Below are 16,648 nucleotides of genomic sequence, written 5' to 3' on the forward strand. Positions count from 1 at the left end.
TCATCGATCCGCCGCTGCATGCATCAACGCGGCTGGCCCTCCGGGATGAACACATAGCCCAGGCCCCACACCGTCTGGATATACAGCGGGCTGGATGGATCGGGTTCGATCAGCTTGCGCAGGCGCGAGATCTGCACGTCCAGGCTGCGGTCGAAGACTTCGTATTCGCGGCCGCGCGCCAGTTCCATCAGCTTCTCGCGCGACAGCGGCTGGCGTGCATGGCGGGCGAACACTTTGAGCACGGAGAATTCGCCGGTGGTCAGCGGCACGGTTTCGCCGTTCTTCTTCAGCGTACGGGTGCCCAGGTCCAGCACGAACTGGCCGAACTCGAAGGTTTGCGGGGTCTCGGATGGCGCACCCGGAATTTCGTCCGGCTGCTTGCGGCGCAGGACGGCGCCGATGCGGGCCACCAGTTCACGCGGATTGAATGGCTTGGGCAGGTAATCGTCCGCGCCCATTTCCAGGCCGACGATGCGGTCCACGTCTTCGCCCTTGGCGGTCAGCATGATGATCGGGGTCTGATCGCCGGCGCCACGCAGACGGCGGCAGATGGACAGGCCATCCTCGCCAGGCAGCATCAGGTCCAGCACCAGCAGATCGTATCGTTCGCGCAGCCACAGCTTGTTCATGGCGGTGGCGCTTTCGGCGGTGACGACATTGAAGCCTTGTTCGGTCAGGTAGCGGCGCAGCAGGTCACGCAGGCGCACGTCGTCATCGACCACCATGATCTTGGCATGGCCATGTGGATTGGCCGGTGCAGTGTTGCCAGAGTCGGTTGAATTATTGGTCATAAGGCTATCGCATTTGTCAAAAACTATGTCGCTATGGTAACGTCTTAACGCCCCGTGTAGTACCCCTGCACGTAGGCATTACAGATTGTTACAAACTTTACCCTGTGTCTCTTACAGTCATAGGGAAAGCCGCATACACTGCGGTCATAGAAGTAAAGCTTATACCAGAAGGCAGATGCGAGGAACGGCAATGAAACAAGCAAGCAAACCGATGGCAGGCAAGGCAGGTGTCGTAGCCGTGTCCGTCGCCGTCTGCTGCTCGCTGCTTGCATCGTCTGCTTATGCCGCTGGCGACCCTCCCAATAATCCTCCGCCCAAAAAAGAAGGCCGCGGCCGCGATTTCCGCGACAGCCGCTGGGGCGATGCGCGCGACCCGCGTTCGTTCGAATCCCGCGCCGAAGAACAGCGGCGTATCATGGAAGAGAACAGTAACAACGCCGAAATGAACCGCCGCATGGGCCGCATGACGCCCGACGAACGCCGCGACCTGCGCCGCCAGATCAACGAGGCCGGGCAGGAAGTGTATGCTCTGCCGCACAAACGTTAAACGCGTTGAAGGAAATTTAACCAGTTTCTGATGTTTTGCGTGTAATATTGATTGCTCGCAAGACATCACTTCGCCATGGGCGCAAGATTCGGAGCTGGAGGTTTCTTTGTCGCAAGACGGCCTACAATTTGAGGGCATCGTTAGCCGGGATGATGGCGTCTATCTGGACGCCCGCCTGGCCGCACCCACTTTGCTGGTCGCCATCGATCGTCTGTTCGCCTCGGGCCAGCTGCTGGCCGGATTGAACTACCCCATATTCTGTAAGGTGCTCTTTGGCGTGGGGCCTGATTTGCCGCCGCATCCGGAGATGCTGGCGCGGGTCGCCGACAAGATGCTGGCCTTCGATCCTCAACGCAAAGCGCTGTACCGTCCCGTCAAACTGGTGGACGATGTGGCCGAGTATTTCTTCGAGCCGCAGTTCCTGGAAGCGGAAGAATTGTCGGACGGGACCCTGCTGCCGGAGCGTCCGGTGAGCCTGGATTTTGACGAATTCGTGGCCGATTTGTGGGGCAAGGGCATCCGTTTTGGCATCCAGGAGGCCTCGGTCAGGGCCGCAATGGCCGCTCCGCGTGGCGAACGAACAACAGCTGCGCGGCGTCTTGAACCGTCGCCGGCGGCCGACGCGATCGTGGTGGAAGTGTCGCGCGACCTCCATCGCAGCAACGCGCCGCGCGAACGGGCCGATGGCCGCGTCGACCTTACCAGCTTCCAGAATCGCTTCCCGCAAATTAAGAATGGCCAGCGCCTGCTGCAAAAACTGCCCGGCACACCGGGCGAGCTGGGACGCGAGATGTCCGGCGCGCCGATTCAGCCCAATCAGCCGGCGGACGTGAATTTCGGCTTCTTTGCCGGTCCCGGGACGGTCATCGTGCGCGAGCTGGATGGCGAATTCCTGGTGGCGAACCAGGATGGCTTCCTGAATGTCGATACCAAGAGCGGCCAGATCTCGGTCAGCGCCAAGATCGTCAGCCGCGAAGGCGTCAGCGGCCGCACCACCGGCAACCTGGAATTGATGGGCGCCTTCGAAGAATTCGGCGACGTGCAGGAGCTGCGCGACGTGAATGGCAGCGACATCACGGTGCATGGCGATGTATTCGGTAATATCAAATCCAGCGGCGGCGCCGTGGTCCTGGGCCGCAATCTGGTGGGCGGCAGCGTCGTCAACGCCAGGGGCACGGTGCGCATTGCGGGCGTGGCTTCAGGTGCGACCATTCAGTGCCTGGACGGCGAAGTGCACATCGATGGACGTGCTGAAAGCTGCGTCATTTCGGGCAAGAAGATCGTGGTGGAAGAAGCCTCCAACTGCGAGATATTCGGCGACGAAGTGGAAATGATGCTGGCTGTGGGCTGCGCCGTGTCCGGCCGCAAGATCGTCATCGAAAGCGCGGGGCCACGCAAGAACAGCGAAATGTTCGTCTACGTGCAGGTGAAGGACGTCAGCGGCTACGATAAGGAACTGGCTGTGCTGGCCGAACAGGACACCAGTCTGGGTGCGGAACTGGCTAAACTGAAGGCGGAGCAGGAAGCGCTGAATGCTCAGCCGCAGGTGCGCAGCTATCTTGAACTGGCGGACCGTCTGCGCAAGGGCGAACTGCAACTGACGCCGACCCAGGTACCACAGCTGAAGAAATTGGCGGCCGCAGTGGCGCCTCAGGTCAAGCTGGTGGGCCAGCTGACGCAGGCGATCAAAGCGGCCGAAATACGGCTGGAACAGGCGGCCGTACGCCGCGGCGAGCTGGAAGCGCTGAAGCGTGATGCGGCTGCGCGTTCGTCCTGCACGGTAAAACTGGTCGACGGTGAAGTCCAGGTGCGCACCATTCCGCTCAGCGATGCGGCGGCGGCGGCCTATGATTTGCCCGCCAAGGATTACAAGGCCATGCTGCGCGGGCCGCGCGTGGACAGCGAAACCCTGTTCACCGGCGATACCGGCATGGTGAACTGGCATGGAGCCTCGGGTGGCGGGGCCTGATTGCGAGCGGGGGAGACAAGTGTCTGATGACGCCGTAGATAGCGGTCAATTCGCCGGCGAGCTGCCTTCCGCACTCGTCAAGCGGGGCGACGGCGTCTATTTCAAAGCCGATGCGCCGGCCCCTCTATTGCAGGCCGCCGTGAATCAGGTGTTTTTGTCCAGCGCTTACTTCAGCGGGCTGGATTACGGCGTGTTCCTGCGCGCGCTGTACGATGCCGGTCCCGAACTTCCGGACGGCATCAAGGGCCAGCCGCTGCTGCGCTTTGCCGACGACATCCAGCCTTTCGAACCATCCCACCGCGACTACTACCGCGCCGTGCGCATCGTTAATGGCGAGGCCGAATACTATTTCGAGCCTGTGTACATCGAGGTGGAAGGCCAGGCGCAGCAGCAGGCGCAGCTCGACTTTGGCGAGTTTGTGGCGGATATGTGGGTCAAGGGCATCCGCTTCGGCATCGATGCGCCGGTGGTCAAGGAGGCCATCGCCAGCGGCAAGCCGGTGCGCATCGTGGTGGCGCGCAAGCTGCCGCCGACGCCGGGCCGCGATGCGCAGATTGTCGAAGTCTCGGAAGATATTCGCCGCTCCAACGCGCCGCGCATGCTGGCCAATGGGCGCTTCGATATGATCTCGTTCCAGAACCGCTTCCCGCAAGTGAAGGCCAATGTGCGCCTGCTGAAGAAGGAGCCGCGCACGGCGGGGCTGCGCGGCTATGAGCTGTCGGGCATCGTGCTGGAGCCGCCGGTCGCCCGCGATCTGGAAATGACGATGGTGGCGGGAACTGGCACGGTGGTTGAGCATATCGATGGCGAGGACTATCTGGTGTCCGCCGTTGAGGGCTTCATCAACGTCGACAGCGCCAGCAAGCGCATATCGATCGGTCCCAAGATCGTCAGCCGCGAAGGCGTCAGCGTGCGCACCACGGGCAATCTGCAGCTGAAGGGCGAGTACGAGGAATTCGGCGACGTGCAGGAGCAGCGCGTGGTCGAAGGCCTGAACATCACCGTGCACGGCGACGTGTTCGGCAATATCAGCTCGCGCGGCGGCACCATCGTCTTGAACCGCAACCTGATGGGCGGCACGGCGGTCAGCGCCAACGGCAGCATCCACGTGAAAGGCGTGGCCTCCGGCGCCACCATTCAGACCAAGAGCGGCGAAGTGGTGCTGAACAAGGCGCAGAACTGCGTCATCACGGGCACGCGCGTGGTCATTACGGTGGCTTCGAACTGCGAAATCATGGCGGACGAAGTGCTGATCCGCGTGGCGGAAGGCTGCGCCGTTGCGGCACGCAAGGTCGAGATCGAGAACGCGGGACCGCGCAAGCAGGCCGAGATGCTGGTGCACGTGCTGGTACCCGACACGCACAAATACGACCAGAAGATTCAGGAGTGCGAACAGAAGGCTGCGCAGTATGCGGGCCAGGCCGAAAAGCGCCAGGCGGAAATCGACTCCATTACCGGTGCACCCGACGTGCGCAATTACCTGACGCTGGCCAGCAAGCTGCGCAAGCAGGAAGTGTCGCTGACGCCGGAGCAGCTGCCGCTGTTCCAGAAGATGGCGGTGCAGGTTGGTCCTTCGCTGCGCCAGGTCGGCAAGCTGTCGCTGGCGGTGAAGGAGGCGCAGGTACAGCAGAAGCAGTCCGAGGACCAGGCCGCGCAAGTGAAGCAGCAGAAGCTGAGCGTGATCGGCACCGCACGCTGCACCATTCGTCATGTGACCGGCGAGATGGTTGTGCGCAAAATGATCTTCAATCCGGACCTTGGCCCGGCCTATCACTACACGCCAAAAGAAGTGAAGGCCAAATTACGCGCCACGGCTCCGTCAGGCGCGCCTTTGTTCAGCGGCTCCTTCGGGGAACTGGACTGGAGCGCGACCGCGGAAGACCTTAGCTGATCGCGTTCAGCGCCGCGTAGCAGGGCATGGCGCCCAGCGGCAAGCGGTCGAACAAGTTGCCCTTGCCCTCACTGATTGCGCCATATTCGGCCAGCAGCTTGATCTTGCCGAGGTAATCGCCCAGGGCCAGAACGCGTCCCATTCGGGACAGATGCACGTCCCGCTTCATTGAACCCTGTTCGCGAATAGCCTGCACCAGCGTGGGCGGGAAGCGCCATTCTTCCGCAATGCCTGCGGAGATGTCACGGCCAAGACTCATGAGCCGCGTGCAGAACATGGTGCTGCCCAGCGAGCGCTTATCGCCCGCCACCTGGTCCATCAGCCGCAGCGCCGTTTGCAGGCCGGCGTTTTGCACCAGTCCAGTCAGGAAGGCTTCGAAGGGATCGGCATTGAATTCCGGGGCCAGCATGCGGCAGGCGAGGGCAGAGCGTTCCGACTGGTCCCAGATGCGCGGCGCCAGCGACTTGGTGTAGTAGCCGGAGTTCAGGTCGATGATGGGACGGAAGGCGACGGTTGTGATCAGTTGGCGCAAGCCTTCCTGTCCGATCACGATGACCGCGTGTTCCACGCTGCCGATCTGGCTCGTCATATCGCCCGACTGCCTGATCGCGCTATTGGCGAGCCGGATTACGGCCGACACCAGCACCAGATCGCTGGAAATCTTGCGGGCGATTTCAGCACCGGCGAAGTTCTCGCTGCGCAGGCTTTGCAGCAGTTGCGGAATCAGACCGGGCATACGGCGCAGCATATCCGCAGCGGAGCGGCCGGATTGCGCGGCTGCGCCTAGAGCTTGCAATACTTTAGTTTCCGTTTCATTCAGATCAAGACGATCCGCCTGGCTCTGAACGAAAAGCCAGTTGTTGAATGCGGTGTTGACGAAGTCGCGCTGCTCGAAATCGGGGCCGCCATCAACGGCGGGCGGCAGTGGCGCGGCTGCAGCTGCGGGCACTGCAGGGGCGGAAGGCGCAGCTGGCGTAACGGGCGGCGGGGCGGCGGATGCCCGTGCAGGGCCTGAAGCGGGACGGACAAGCAAGCGCCTAAGCCACTCGTACATGAATGCGGTACTCCTTTGATAGTTTTAGTTTTCGGCAATTGTAGCCCAGAAGGCAATCCTTGAGGACGCTCAACGTGCTTGCTGTTGCTTAACGGTACGATGGCACAGCCACATGCTGCAAAGAAAGGATCATCATGCGACGGACAAAGCCAGAATGCGCGCCGGTTGTGGACACCGAGCTGCGCCAGTATCTGTCGTTTCGCCTGGGCGGCCTGGAATATGCGCTGGACTATAGCCGCGTGCGTGAGCTGCGGCCATTGAAATCGCTGGAGCGCGTGGCGTCCGGTGGCGAGATCGTACAGGGCGTGGCGCTGGCGCATGGCGTCATCATGCCGATCGTGGACATGCGCATTGCGTTCGGCCCGCGTCTGCCGCAGCATGATCCACGTACCGACGTGATCATTCTCAAGCTGTCGACTTGCGTGATGGGGATGGTGACGGATGGCGTGAGCGACATCGTCACGCTGTCGCCATGGCAGATCCATCCCTTCCAGAGCGTCGGAAAGGACGTGGACTATCTGCTGGGGATTGGCGAATTGGGCGAGCGGCGCCTGATCGTGCTGGACATCGACAAGCTGATGGCGATCAAGAGCGCCAGTATCTGGAAAGTACCCGCCGCGTAGGGCGGATCATCGATCCGCCGTGCGTACCGTTACGCGGCCAATGCTTCCAGCTGTTCCTGCAACTCCAGCCACTCGCCCTCAAGTGCTTCCAGCTCCTTCGTGCAGTCGACCTGGTCTGCCAGCAGCGTCTTGAGCTTCGGCTTGTTCTCGGCCTCATAAATGGCGGGATCGGCCAGCGCCGTATCAATGTCCGCCTTCTGCGCGCTGCGCCTGGACATCTGCTCCTCGACCTTCTTGAGGCGATTCTCCAGTGGCTTGCGCTGGGCGGACATGCGTTGGCGCTGTTCCGCTTCCAGCCGTTTCTGTTCCTTGCGCTCGGCTGCCGACATCGGCGCAATCTCGTCCGCGACGCCTGCCGCGCTGCCCACCGCATTGTTCGCTGCCGCGCCGCCTGTATTGCCAGCGCTGCCGCCGGCTGGCGTCGCGCCTGGCGCCGGTTTGGCCAGCTTGGTCTGGAGCAGCCAGTCCTTGTAATCATCCAGGTCGCCGTCAAACTCGCGCAAGCGTCCGTTCTCGACGATGATGAATTGTTCGGTGGTCGCACGCAGCAGGTGACGATCGTGGGATACAACCACCAGCGTGCCCTCGAACTGGGCCAGCGCATCGGTCAGCGCCTCGCGTGTTTCCAGGTCCAGGTGGTTGGTCGGTTCGTCCAGCAGCAGCAGATTAGGGCGCTGCCATACGATCAGGGCTAGTGCCAGACGGGCCTTTTCGCCGCCGGAGAATGGCGCGATCTTGCTGGTCACCATATCGCCCGGGAAGTTGAAGCTGCCCAGGAAGTTGCGCAGCTCCTGCTCGCGCGTGGTCGGCGCCAGCTTCTGCAAATGCCACAGGGGCGATTCGTCGTGACGCAGCATCTCCACCTGGTGCTGGGCGAAGTAGCCGATGATCAGGCCCTTGCCGGTGGTGGACTTGCCTTCCAGCGGCTGCAGATCGCCAGCGATGGTCTTAATCAGCGTGGACTTGCCCGCGCCGTTCACGCCCAGCAGGCCGATACGCTGGCCGGTCTGCAGCGAGAAGTTGATGCCGCGAACAATCAGCTTGTTACCCTGATCGGTGTGATAGCCCGCGTTGACGTCTTCCATCACCAGCAGCGGATTCGGCGCCGAGACGGGATCGCGGAATTCAAACGAGAACTCGGCGGCAGCGCGCAGCGGCGCCAGTTCTTCCATCTTCGCCAGCTGCTTCATGCGGCTTTGCGCCTRACGCGCCTTGGTAGCCTTGGCCTTGAAGCGGTCGATGAAGGACTGCAGGTGGGCACGGGCGCGCTGCTGCTTTTCGATGGAGGCCTGCTGCAGCACCAGGTGCGCCGCGCGCTGGCGCTCGAAGGCGGAGTAGTTGCCGGAGTAGCGTTTCAGCTTGCGGTCGTCGATATGCACGACCACGTTCACGATCTCGTCGAGGAAATCGCGGTCGTGGGAAATGATGATCAGCGTGCCGGGATAGCGTTTCAGCCAGTCTTCCAGCCAGATGATGGCGTCCAGATCCAGGTGGTTGGTCGGTTCGTCCAGCAGCAGCAGGTCGGACGGCGACATCAGCGCCTGCGCCAGATTGAGGCGCATACGCCAGCCACCGGAGAAAGAAGCCACCGGCTGCTGCATCTGCTCCAGCGTGAAGCCAAGGCCCAGCAGCAGCTGTTCGCCGCGCGACTGCACGGTGTAGGCGTCGGCATCGGCCAGCGCAGTGTGGACGTGGGCGATGGCGATACCGTTGTCGTGCGATTCCGGCAGCGCTTCGAGACGCACCAGCTCCGCCTGCAGTTCGCGCAGATGCACGTCGCCGTCGATGGCGTAATCCAGCGCGGCGCGGGGCAGGGGCGGCGTTTCCTGCGCGACGTAAGCCATGCGCCATTTGGCAGGGAAGTCGATACTGCCCTGATCCGGATGCAGCTCGTCGCGCAGCATGGCGAACAGGCTGGATTTGCCGGCACCGTTGGCGCCGATCAGGCCGATCTTGTCGCCCGGGTTCAGGGTCAGGTCAGCGCCTTCCAGCAGCGGCTTCAGGCCGCGCATCAGGCTTACGTTCGTAAATCGAATCATAGGTCTATTTAGAACCAACAGCGTGAAGCAGGTGGCTGCCACGGCGTGGCAGCCACCAGGGTTACGCTTCGGGTTTACAGTTTCAATTGGTCAGCGGTCAGCAGAAACACCATATCGTCACCCTGGCTGGTGGTCAGCCAGGTCAGACCGAGGTGGCCAAAAGCCGCTTCCGCGAATTCCTTCTCATTGCCGATTTCAACGATCAGCAGGCCATCTTCCGTCAGGCGCTCGGCGGCACCAGCAACAATCTTGCGCACCAGATCCATGCCATCCGTGCCGCCGTCGAGGGCGATCTGCGGCTCGTGCAGGTACTCCTGCGGCAGCTTCTTCATCGAACCCGAATTCACGTAAGGCGGATTGGTGATGATCAGGTCATACTTCTTACCTGCCGGGACGTTGGCATACAGGTCCGATTGAATCAGCGACACGCGGTCCTGCAGCTCATAAGTGTTCACATTGCGCTGCGCAACTTCCAGTGCGCCGGACGAAATGTCAACCGCATCAACGGCAGCATCAGGGAAAGCATCGGCCATCATGATCGCCAGGCAGCCGGAACCCGTGCACAGTTCCAGAATATTCGACACGCCTTCAGGCTCATTCACCCACGGCGCGAAGTAATTCGGGATCAATTCCGCGATGTAGGAGCGCGGTACGATGGTGCGCTCGTCCACGTAGAAGTTATAGGTGCCCAGCCAGGCTTCGTTGGTGATGTAGGCAGCCGGCACGCGCTCGGTGGCGCGGCGCTCGATCACGGACAGCACTTGCTGCACTTCCTCCGGCTGCAGGCGCGCATCGAGGAAGGGTTCCAGCTTATCCAGCGGGAGCTTCAGCGTGTGCAAAATCAGGTAGGCCGCTTCATCGAAGGCTTCGGCGCTGCCGTGGCCGAAGAACAGCTTGGCCGTGTTGAAACGGGTGACGGCGTGGCGCAGCAGATCGCGCGGCGTGGTGTACATGGTAGCGTCCATTATTTTTCTCAGCGCAGGAGGTTTTCGAGGGTGCGGCGGTAGATGTTCTTCAGCGGATCGACAAAGCGCACTTCAACGTGTTCGTCGATCTTGTGGATGCTCGCATTCGGGGGGCCGAATTCTATCACCTGGGGGCAGATCTGGGCGATGAAGCGGCCGTCGGACGTTCCGCCGGTGGTGGACAGTTCAGTGTCCACGCCGGTTTCTTCCTTGATCGCTTCGCAGATCGCCTTGCTCAGCGTGCCGCGCGGGGTCAGGAAGGGCAGGCCGCTCAAAGTCCAATCCAGATCGTATTCGAGGCCGTGCTTGTCGAGGATCGCGTGCACGCGCTCGCGCAGGCTCTCGTGCGTGCTGGCGGTGGAGAAGCGGAAGTTGAAGTCGATATGCAGCTCGCCTGGAATCACATTGTTCGCGCCGGTGCCGGCCTGGATATTCGACATCTGCCACGAAGTCGGCAGATAGTATTCATTGCCTTCGTCCCAGACTTCCGCCACCAGGTCGGCCAGCGCTGGCGCGGCGACATGGATGGGATTCTTTGCCAGTTGCGGGTAAGCGATATGGCCCTGCACGCCCTTGATGGTCAGCTTGCCGGACAGGCTGCCACGGCGGCCGTTCTTGATCATGTCGCCCAGGGTTTGCGAGGAGGTTGGTTCGCCGACAATGCAGTAGTCCAGCGTTTCGCCGCGTTCCTTCAGCTGATTGCAGACGACCACGGTGCCATCAGTGGCGGGGCCTTCTTCGTCGCTGGTGATCAGGAAGGCGATCGAGCCTTTGTGGTTCGGGTTCTGCGCGATGAACTCTTCGCAGGCAACGACCATGGCGGCGATGGACGTCTTCATATCCGCCGCGCCGCGTCCATACAGCTTGCCGTCGCGGACCACCGGCAGGAAAGGCTGCGAAGACCATTTCTCCACCGGGCCGGTGGGCACCACGTCCGTGTGTCCCGCAAAGACCAGCACCGGGCTTTCGGTGCCCTTGCGCGCCCACAGATTCGTGACTTCGCCGGATACGATGGTCTCGCACTTGAAGCCCAGCGGCTGCAGCAGGGAGATCAGCTGGTCCTGGCAGCCCTTGTCTTCCGGCGTGACGGATTCACGCCCGATCAGTTTTTCAGTGAGCAGGAGAGTACGCGATTCCATGATGCTCACAGGCCGAAGATCTGGCGGTATTGCGCGTCAGAGAAGCCGACATGGCTGCCGTCCGTACGCTGCAGCACGGGGCGTTTGATCACGGACGGATTCTCCAGCATCAGCGCGATGGCGCTGTCGGCGTCCACGATCTGCGCCTTGCGCTCATCGGACAGCGCGCGCCAGGTCGTGCCCTTCCTGTTCACCAGCGTTTCCCACTCCACCGACTTCAGCCAGTGCTTCACCTGCTCGGCCGTCAGCCCCTGCTTCTTGAAATCGTGGAAGTTGAAGTCCTGCTGCTGGTCCGCCAGCCAGGTGCGTGCCTTCTTGACGGTGTCGCAGTTGGGAATGCCGTAGAGAGTAATCATTGGGAAAATGTCATCAGATGCATGGCCGCCCTGCGGCCGAAGGACGACATTATATCCCGCCGTACCCTGTGACTTATATCGGCCGTCAGTGGAAAGCCGTGCAAGAGTTACAAACCCTATTTCTGGGGAAATAATTAACAATTTCCATAGGAGTGCACACTGACCCGCGCACGATTGAATTTACAGTTGACCTGAACGGATGGGCTAGGAATACTGAGTGTTCGATTCACTTAGTTATTGCAAGCCATGGCAACCGTCTCGCAAGTTACAAGCACCACTCTTTCTGGTCTCAATTACATCGACTCCCTGCTGGGCAATCTACCGAACTGGAATTACCTCACTCCCGGCACCAACACGATTTACTACACCTTCTCGACCAGTGCCAATCTGGAATCGGGCAACTCGGCCATCCTGAGCAAGCCGGTCGCCTTCAGCGCGTCGCAGCAGGTGAATACCCGCACGGCGATGGCTTATGTGGCCAAGCTGACCGGCATCAACTTCGTCGAGACTGCCGATGCGACCAAGGCGCAGGTGCATTTCGCCGATGCGAATATCAGCGGCTCGAACACCACGGGTCAGGACAGTTCGCACTATGGCTATTCCTACACCAGCGGCAGTGTGGTGACCAAGTTCACGGCGTCGTCCTATGTTTATCTGGACAACGCGGAGTGGGCGGGCATGAACGCCAACCTCACGCCAGGCACGCAGGGTTACGAGACGCTGCTGCACGAAATCGGCCACATGCTGGGCCTGAAGCACTCGTTTGAAGGCTCGATCAAGCTGCCGAGCACTGTAGACAACACGGCGCACACGCTGATGTCCTACACCCATTCCGGCGGCGTGCACTCCACCTTCAGCGAGTACGACGTCGCGGCACTGAAATGGCTGTACGGCGGTGATGGGCTGGCAGGTTCGCTGGGCGTGAACTCCACCACCGGTGCGCGCTATCTGGCGGGCACCAGCCTGGCCGATACCCTGACCGGCACCGCAGCCAACGACAAGCTGGAAGGCGACGGCGGCAACGATACGCTCAATGGTGGCGGTGGTATTGACACGGCCGTCTTCAACGGCGCGAGTTCCGCATATTCGATCGTGCACACCGGGACGAATACCTGGACCGTCAGCGGCGCTGAGGGTATCGATAAGTTGAGCAATATCGAGATCCTGCAGTTCACCGATCACAATGTGACATTGAGCACCACGGCGCTGGCCGCGACGGCCGCTGCGACCACGGTTGCTTCAACCGCCAATGTGGCCGGCACTGCCAATGCGTCGAGCGGTGCGCTGGACCAGATCGTGCACGACGACCACGTGCAGCTGATTGGCCATCATAGCCACTTCGTCGACCACCACGCCATTGCGTAAGTAATGTCAGGCGCGGCGCGCAAAGCGCTGCGCCAGTACGGCGCACACCATCAGCTGGATCTGATGGAACAGCATCAGCGGCAGGATGATCATGCCCAGCGATGCGGAAGAAGCAAACAGCACCTTGGCCATCGGCACGCCGCTGGCCAGGCTCTTTTTCGAGCCACAGAACACGATCGTGATTTCATCTTCGCGACTGAAGCCCATACGTTTGCTGATCCAGGCGGTCAGCGTCAGCGCAAGCGCCAACAGCACACAGCACACCACCAGCAGTGCAACCAGCGAAGACAAGGGCACTTTGTGCCACAGCCCTTCAGAAACGGCTTCACTGAAAGCCGTATAAACCACCAGCAGAATCGAGCCCTGGTCCACGTATTTCAGCAAAGGCTTGTTGCGGTCGACCCACTTGCCGATGATGGGGCGCAGCAGCTGTCCGGCAATGAAGGGGAGCAGCAGCTGATAAACAATGGGCATCACCGTGTCCATCGCGCTGCGCCCAGCAACGGTGCCTTTCACCACCAGGGTTCCCACCAGCAGCGGCGTGACGAAAATGCCAAGGAAGCTTGATGCCGACGCGCTGCACACCGCAGCCGCTACATTCCCGCGCGCCATGGACGTGAAACCAATCGACGATTGCACCGTCGACGGCAGCATGCACAGGAAGAGGATGCCCATGTAAAGCTCCGGCGTCATCATCGGCTGGGCGACGGGCTTCAGAATCAGTCCCAGCAAAGGGAACATCACGAAGGTGCAGCACAACACCAGCAGGTGCAGACGCCAGTGCGTCAACCCCGCCACGATCGCCTCGCGCGGCAACTTCGCGCCGTGCAAAAAGAACAAGGCGCCGATGGCGAAAGCTGTGAACTGGCTGAAGCCCACCGCCACATCGCCTGTGCAAGGCAAGATTGTGGCAATGGCAACGGTGATCAGAAGCGCCAGGGTAAAGCCGTCTGGCAGAAGACGTTTGAGCAAAGATGAGATAGCAGACATCCGCCCATTCTATCAGCGCGATTTTTTTCCCGCTGACGCCGGCAGGGCTTAGTGATCAAACCAATCTGCGAAAGTCAGCCTCTATTTTCCCTTGTACTTTCTTCTCACGGTCATCTGCTCTTGAGAATTGAGCCGAGGACTCCGCGGATGATTTCGCGGCCGACCTGGGAGCCGATGCTCCGGGCGGCGGATTTGACCATGGCCTGCACGGCGGTGTCGCGTTTGCCGGTCTTGCCGAAGATGCCACCGAGGACGTCGCCGAAGATGGAGCTCCCGTTGTCGGCCGAGGCGTTGCCGCTTGGCGCTTGGGCAGGCGCGGGCGCGGGTTCGTCCGCGCGGCGGGCCGTGGTGGCGGTGCGATTGGTCAGCTTTTCGTAGGCCGATTCGCGGTCGACGGTTTTTTCGTAGATGCCGGCGACAACGGACTTGCTCATAGCGGCCTTACGTTCGTCCGGCGTGATTGGCCCAATCTGGGAAGCGGGCGGCAGGATGAAGGCGCGTTCGACCATACGCGGCGTGCCTTTCTCATCGAGGAAGGACACCAGCGCCTCGCCCACGCCTAGCTCGCCGATCACCTGGCCGATATCCAGCTTGGGATTAGGCCGGAAGGTTTCGGCTGCGGCCTTCACTGCTTTCTGGTCGCGCGGCGTGTAGGCGCGCAGGGCATGCTGGACGCGGTTGCCGAGCTGGCCGAGCACCGTGTCCGGAATATCCAGCGGATTCTGGGTGATGAAGAACACGCCGACGCCTTTGGAGCGGATCAGTCGCACCACCTGTTCGATCTTTTGCAGCAGGGCCTTGGGCGCTTCGGCGAACAGCAGGTGGGCTTCGTCGAAGAAGAACACCAGCTTGGGCTTATCGAGATCGCCCACTTCGGGCAGGTTCTCGAACAGCTCGGACAGCATCCAGAGCAGAAACACCGCATAGATACGGGGTGCGTTCATCAGCTTATCCGCCGCGAGGATGTTGACCACGCCTTTACCTTGCGTGTCCGTTTGCAGCAGGTCGTCGATATTCAGCATCGGCTCGCCGAAGAACTTGTCGCCGCCTTGTTCCTCGATGGCCAGCAGTCCGCGCTGAATGGCGCCGATGGACGCCGCCGAAACGTTACCGTAGCTGGTCTTGTAATCGGCCGCATTGTCGCCGACGTGCTGCAGCATGGCGCGAAGGTCTTTGGTGTCGAGCAGGAGTAAGCCGTTGTCGTCGGCGATCTTGAAGACCAGTTGCAGCACGCCTTCCTGGGTGTCGTTCAGGTTCAGCATGCGCGCCAGCAGAATGGGGCCGAGATCGGAAATCGTCGCGCGCACCGGGTGGCCCTGTTCGCCGAAGACGTCCCAGAACGTGGTCGGGCAGGCGGACCATTGCGGCGCCTGCTCCTCCAGCGCTTCCAGGCGCTTATTCATTTTCTCGGATGCTGCACCGGGTTTCGCGAGGCCGGACAAGTCACCCTTCACATCCGCCATAAACACCGGCACGCCGATGTTCGACAGCGATTGCGCAATCACCTGCAGCGTAACGGTCTTGCCGGTGCCGGTAGCGCCGGTGATGCAGCCATGGCGATTCACCAGATTGGACAGCAGTTCAAGCGTCACCGCAGGCTTGGCGGCAGTGTCCTTCGCAATCGGCAGGGCAGTCGACATGATGGCATTCCATAGATGTGGCCGGAATGCCAATCATACATCACAGAAACCTTGGGGTCAGATCCGACATTCGGACATGAGCTCGTGTCCGAATGTCGGATCTGACCCCAGGGTGTTAGGTGTTGAGGGTGAACTCGGTGAAGGAGGTTTCGGAGGCGGTGGAGGGCGCTTGCTCGTCGTCGGCGGGCTTGGCTTCGAGGCCGTGGTTGAGCAGCCAGAGCAGGTTGGTCGCGGAGTCGGCGTTCGCGAGCGCTTCTTCCTGCGTGACCAGGCCTTCCTGCACCAGGCCATACAGCGCCTGCTCGAAGGACTGCGAGCCGGGCGACAGGGATTTTTCCAGCGCTTCCTTAATCTGCGAGATTTCGCCTTTTTCGATCAGGTCGGAGATATAGCGCGTGTTGACCATCACTTCAACCGCCGGTGTGCGCGTGCCGCCTGCCGCAGAACGGCACAGGCGCTGCGAGACGATCGCTTTCACGGTCGAGGACAAGTCCTGCAGCAGCGCCGGGCGGTTCTCGATCGGGTAGAAAGAGATAATCCGGTTCAGCGCGTTGTACGAGTTATTCGCGTGCAGCGTCGCCAGCACCAGGTGGCCCGACTGCGCGTAAGCGAGGGCTGCGGCCATGGTTTCCTTGTCGCGGATCTCGCCGATCAGAATGCAGTCCGGCGCCTGGCGCATGGAGTTGCGCAGCGCGGTGTAGAAGTCCTTGGCGTCGGAACCAATTTCGCGCTGGTTCACGATCGACTTCTTGTTCTTGAACAGATATTCGATCGGGTCTTCCAGCGTCAGGATGTGGCCCGAGCGCAGATCGTTGCGGTGATCCAGCATGGCTGCAATGGTGGTGGACTTGCCGGAGCCGGTCGCGCCCACCAGCAGCACCAGGCCGCGCTTTTCCATGATCAATTCCGCCAGCACTGGTGGCAGTCCCAGTTCGCCCAGCGGCGGAATATTCGCCGGTACGAAACGGAACACGGCGGAGATGGTGCCGCGCTGGCGGAAGGCGGAGAGACGGAAGCGGCCCAGGTTCGGCACGCCGATACCCATGTTCAGCTCATTCGTTTCTTCCAGCTCGGCCAGTTGCTCGGGGGAGCAGACTTCGGCCAGCAGGGCGTGCAGATTGTCCGGCTCAAGCTTTTGCTGATTGATTGGAATCAGCAGCCCGTTGATCTTGAGGTGGACGGGAGAACCCACGGCGAAGAACATATCCGATGCGTTCTTTTCCTTCATCAGCTGGAACAGGCGGTCCATTGCCATGGTTTGGGTGTCTCCTTTTTTAGA

The 16,648-nt window shown here is 61.2% G+C and carries 14 protein-coding genes; 5 read left to right on the plus strand and 9 right to left on the minus strand.

Translation table 11 applies throughout. The features are described 5' to 3' along the window. Window positions 1–23 precede the first annotated feature (23 nt). Window positions 24–791, minus strand: a complete 768-nt coding sequence (gene ompR / locus AB4Z19_RS00970; protein ID WP_442021848.1) for an osmolarity response regulator transcription factor OmpR — start codon at window positions 789–791, stop codon at window positions 24–26. A gap of 190 nt (window positions 792–981) precedes the next feature. On the opposite strand from ompR, the gene AB4Z19_RS00975 reads away from it, so the two are divergent. The 3 genes from AB4Z19_RS00975 (at window position 982) to AB4Z19_RS00985 (ending at window position 5,198) form a co-directional block, all read left to right on the plus strand. Then, window positions 982–1,338: a hypothetical protein gene (locus AB4Z19_RS00975; RefSeq protein WP_442021846.1), complete on the plus strand. Its 357-nt coding sequence runs from the start codon at window positions 982–984 to the stop codon at window positions 1,336–1,338. A 106-nt stretch (window positions 1,339–1,444) separates the two neighbouring features. Further along, window positions 1,445–3,307, plus strand: coding sequence for a flagellar assembly protein A (locus AB4Z19_RS00980; protein ID WP_442021844.1), 1,863 nt, complete (start codon window positions 1,445–1,447; stop codon window positions 3,305–3,307). Between the two features lie 19 nt (window positions 3,308–3,326). Then, window positions 3,327–5,198 carry a flagellar assembly protein A gene (locus AB4Z19_RS00985; protein ID WP_442021842.1) on the plus strand — a complete coding sequence of 624 codons (1,872 nt, stop codon included), beginning with the start codon at window positions 3,327–3,329 and terminating at the stop codon, window positions 5,196–5,198. Here AB4Z19_RS00985 and AB4Z19_RS00990 read toward each other — a convergent pair. After that, window positions 5,191–6,252, minus strand: a complete 1,062-nt coding sequence (locus AB4Z19_RS00990; protein ID WP_442033947.1) for an HDOD domain-containing protein — start codon at window positions 6,250–6,252, stop codon at window positions 5,191–5,193. The genes AB4Z19_RS00985 and AB4Z19_RS00990 overlap by 8 nt on opposite strands. Window positions 6,253–6,386: 134 nt before the next feature. On the opposite strand from AB4Z19_RS00990, the gene AB4Z19_RS00995 reads away from it, so the two are divergent. Continuing rightward, window positions 6,387–6,875, plus strand: a complete 489-nt coding sequence (locus AB4Z19_RS00995; RefSeq protein WP_442021838.1) for a chemotaxis protein CheW — start codon at window positions 6,387–6,389, stop codon at window positions 6,873–6,875. A 29-nt stretch (window positions 6,876–6,904) separates the two neighbouring features. Here AB4Z19_RS00995 and AB4Z19_RS01000 read toward each other — a convergent pair whose 3' ends face one another. From AB4Z19_RS01000 to AB4Z19_RS01015, 4 genes are all read right to left on the minus strand, one after another. Further along, entirely contained in the window at window positions 6,905–8,914 is a 2,010-nt protein-coding gene (locus tag AB4Z19_RS01000) for an ATP-binding cassette domain-containing protein (RefSeq protein WP_442033949.1), read from the minus strand. A 74-nt stretch (window positions 8,915–8,988) separates the two neighbouring features. Beyond that, window positions 8,989–9,879, minus strand: a complete 891-nt coding sequence (gene prmB, locus AB4Z19_RS01005; RefSeq protein WP_442021834.1) for a 50S ribosomal protein L3 N(5)-glutamine methyltransferase — start codon at window positions 9,877–9,879, stop codon at window positions 8,989–8,991. Window positions 9,880–9,887: 8 nt separating this feature from the next. Beyond that, window positions 9,888–11,018 (minus strand): succinyl-diaminopimelate desuccinylase, encoded by a 1,131-nt coding sequence (gene dapE, locus AB4Z19_RS01010; protein ID WP_442021832.1) that lies wholly within the window; start codon window positions 11,016–11,018, stop codon window positions 9,888–9,890. A 5-nt stretch (window positions 11,019–11,023) separates the two neighbouring features. Further along, on the minus strand, window positions 11,024–11,374 hold the full coding sequence (locus AB4Z19_RS01015) for an ArsC family reductase (protein WP_442021830.1): 351 nt from the start codon (window positions 11,372–11,374) through the stop codon (window positions 11,024–11,026). A gap of 246 nt (window positions 11,375–11,620) precedes the next feature. Here AB4Z19_RS01015 and AB4Z19_RS01020 point away from each other — a divergent pair, with 246 nt between their 5' ends. Next, window positions 11,621–12,739: a matrixin family metalloprotease gene (locus tag AB4Z19_RS01020; RefSeq protein WP_442033951.1), complete on the plus strand. Its 1,119-nt coding sequence runs from the start codon at window positions 11,621–11,623 to the stop codon at window positions 12,737–12,739. A 6-nt stretch (window positions 12,740–12,745) separates the two neighbouring features. On the opposite strand, the gene AB4Z19_RS01025 is transcribed toward AB4Z19_RS01020, so the two are convergent. From AB4Z19_RS01025 to AB4Z19_RS01035, 3 genes are all read right to left on the minus strand, one after another. Next, window positions 12,746–13,729: a bile acid:sodium symporter family protein gene (locus AB4Z19_RS01025; RefSeq protein ID WP_442033953.1), complete on the minus strand. Its 984-nt coding sequence runs from the start codon at window positions 13,727–13,729 to the stop codon at window positions 12,746–12,748. A 110-nt stretch (window positions 13,730–13,839) separates the two neighbouring features. Beyond that, window positions 13,840–15,369, minus strand: a complete 1,530-nt coding sequence (locus AB4Z19_RS01030; RefSeq protein ID WP_442033955.1) for a helicase HerA-like C-terminal domain-containing protein — start codon at window positions 15,367–15,369, stop codon at window positions 13,840–13,842. A gap of 115 nt (window positions 15,370–15,484) precedes the next feature. Beyond that, window positions 15,485–16,624: a PilT/PilU family type 4a pilus ATPase gene (locus AB4Z19_RS01035; protein ID WP_442030141.1), complete on the minus strand. Its 1,140-nt coding sequence runs from the start codon at window positions 16,622–16,624 to the stop codon at window positions 15,485–15,487. Window positions 16,625–16,648 lie beyond the last annotated feature (24 nt).

This window comes from Pseudoduganella sp. RAF19, assembly GCF_052114165.1.
Taxonomy (GTDB): domain Bacteria; phylum Pseudomonadota; class Gammaproteobacteria; order Burkholderiales; family Burkholderiaceae_D; genus Rugamonas.

What these genes read in the sequence shown, in the direction of transcription:
- ompR (WP_442021848.1), bottom strand. Translation starts at nt 791, where the DNA reads ATGACCAATAATTCAACCGACTCTGGCAACACTGCACCGGCCAATCCA.
- AB4Z19_RS00975 (WP_442021846.1), top strand. Translation starts at nt 982, where the DNA reads ATGAAACAAGCAAGCAAACCGATGGCAGGCAAGGCAGGTGTCGTAGCC.
- AB4Z19_RS00990 (WP_442033947.1), bottom strand. Translation starts at nt 6,252, where the DNA reads ATGTACGAGTGGCTTAGGCGCTTGCTTGTCCGTCCCGCTTCAGGCCCT.
- AB4Z19_RS00995 (WP_442021838.1), top strand. Translation starts at nt 6,387, where the DNA reads ATGCGACGGACAAAGCCAGAATGCGCGCCGGTTGTGGACACCGAGCTG.
- prmB (WP_442021834.1), bottom strand. Translation starts at nt 9,879, where the DNA reads ATGGACGCTACCATGTACACCACGCCGCGCGATCTGCTGCGCCACGCC.
- dapE (WP_442021832.1), bottom strand. Translation starts at nt 11,018, where the DNA reads ATGGAATCGCGTACTCTCCTGCTCACTGAAAAACTGATCGGGCGTGAA.
- AB4Z19_RS01015 (WP_442021830.1), bottom strand. Translation starts at nt 11,374, where the DNA reads ATGATTACTCTCTACGGCATTCCCAACTGCGACACCGTCAAGAAGGCA.
- AB4Z19_RS01020 (WP_442033951.1), top strand. Translation starts at nt 11,621, where the DNA reads ATGGCAACCGTCTCGCAAGTTACAAGCACCACTCTTTCTGGTCTCAAT.
- AB4Z19_RS01025 (WP_442033953.1), bottom strand. Translation starts at nt 13,729, where the DNA reads ATGTCTGCTATCTCATCTTTGCTCAAACGTCTTCTGCCAGACGGCTTT.
- AB4Z19_RS01030 (WP_442033955.1), bottom strand. Translation starts at nt 15,369, where the DNA reads ATGTCGACTGCCCTGCCGATTGCGAAGGACACTGCCGCCAAGCCTGCG.
- AB4Z19_RS01035 (WP_442030141.1), bottom strand. Translation starts at nt 16,624, where the DNA reads ATGGCAATGGACCGCCTGTTCCAGCTGATGAAGGAAAAGAACGCATCG.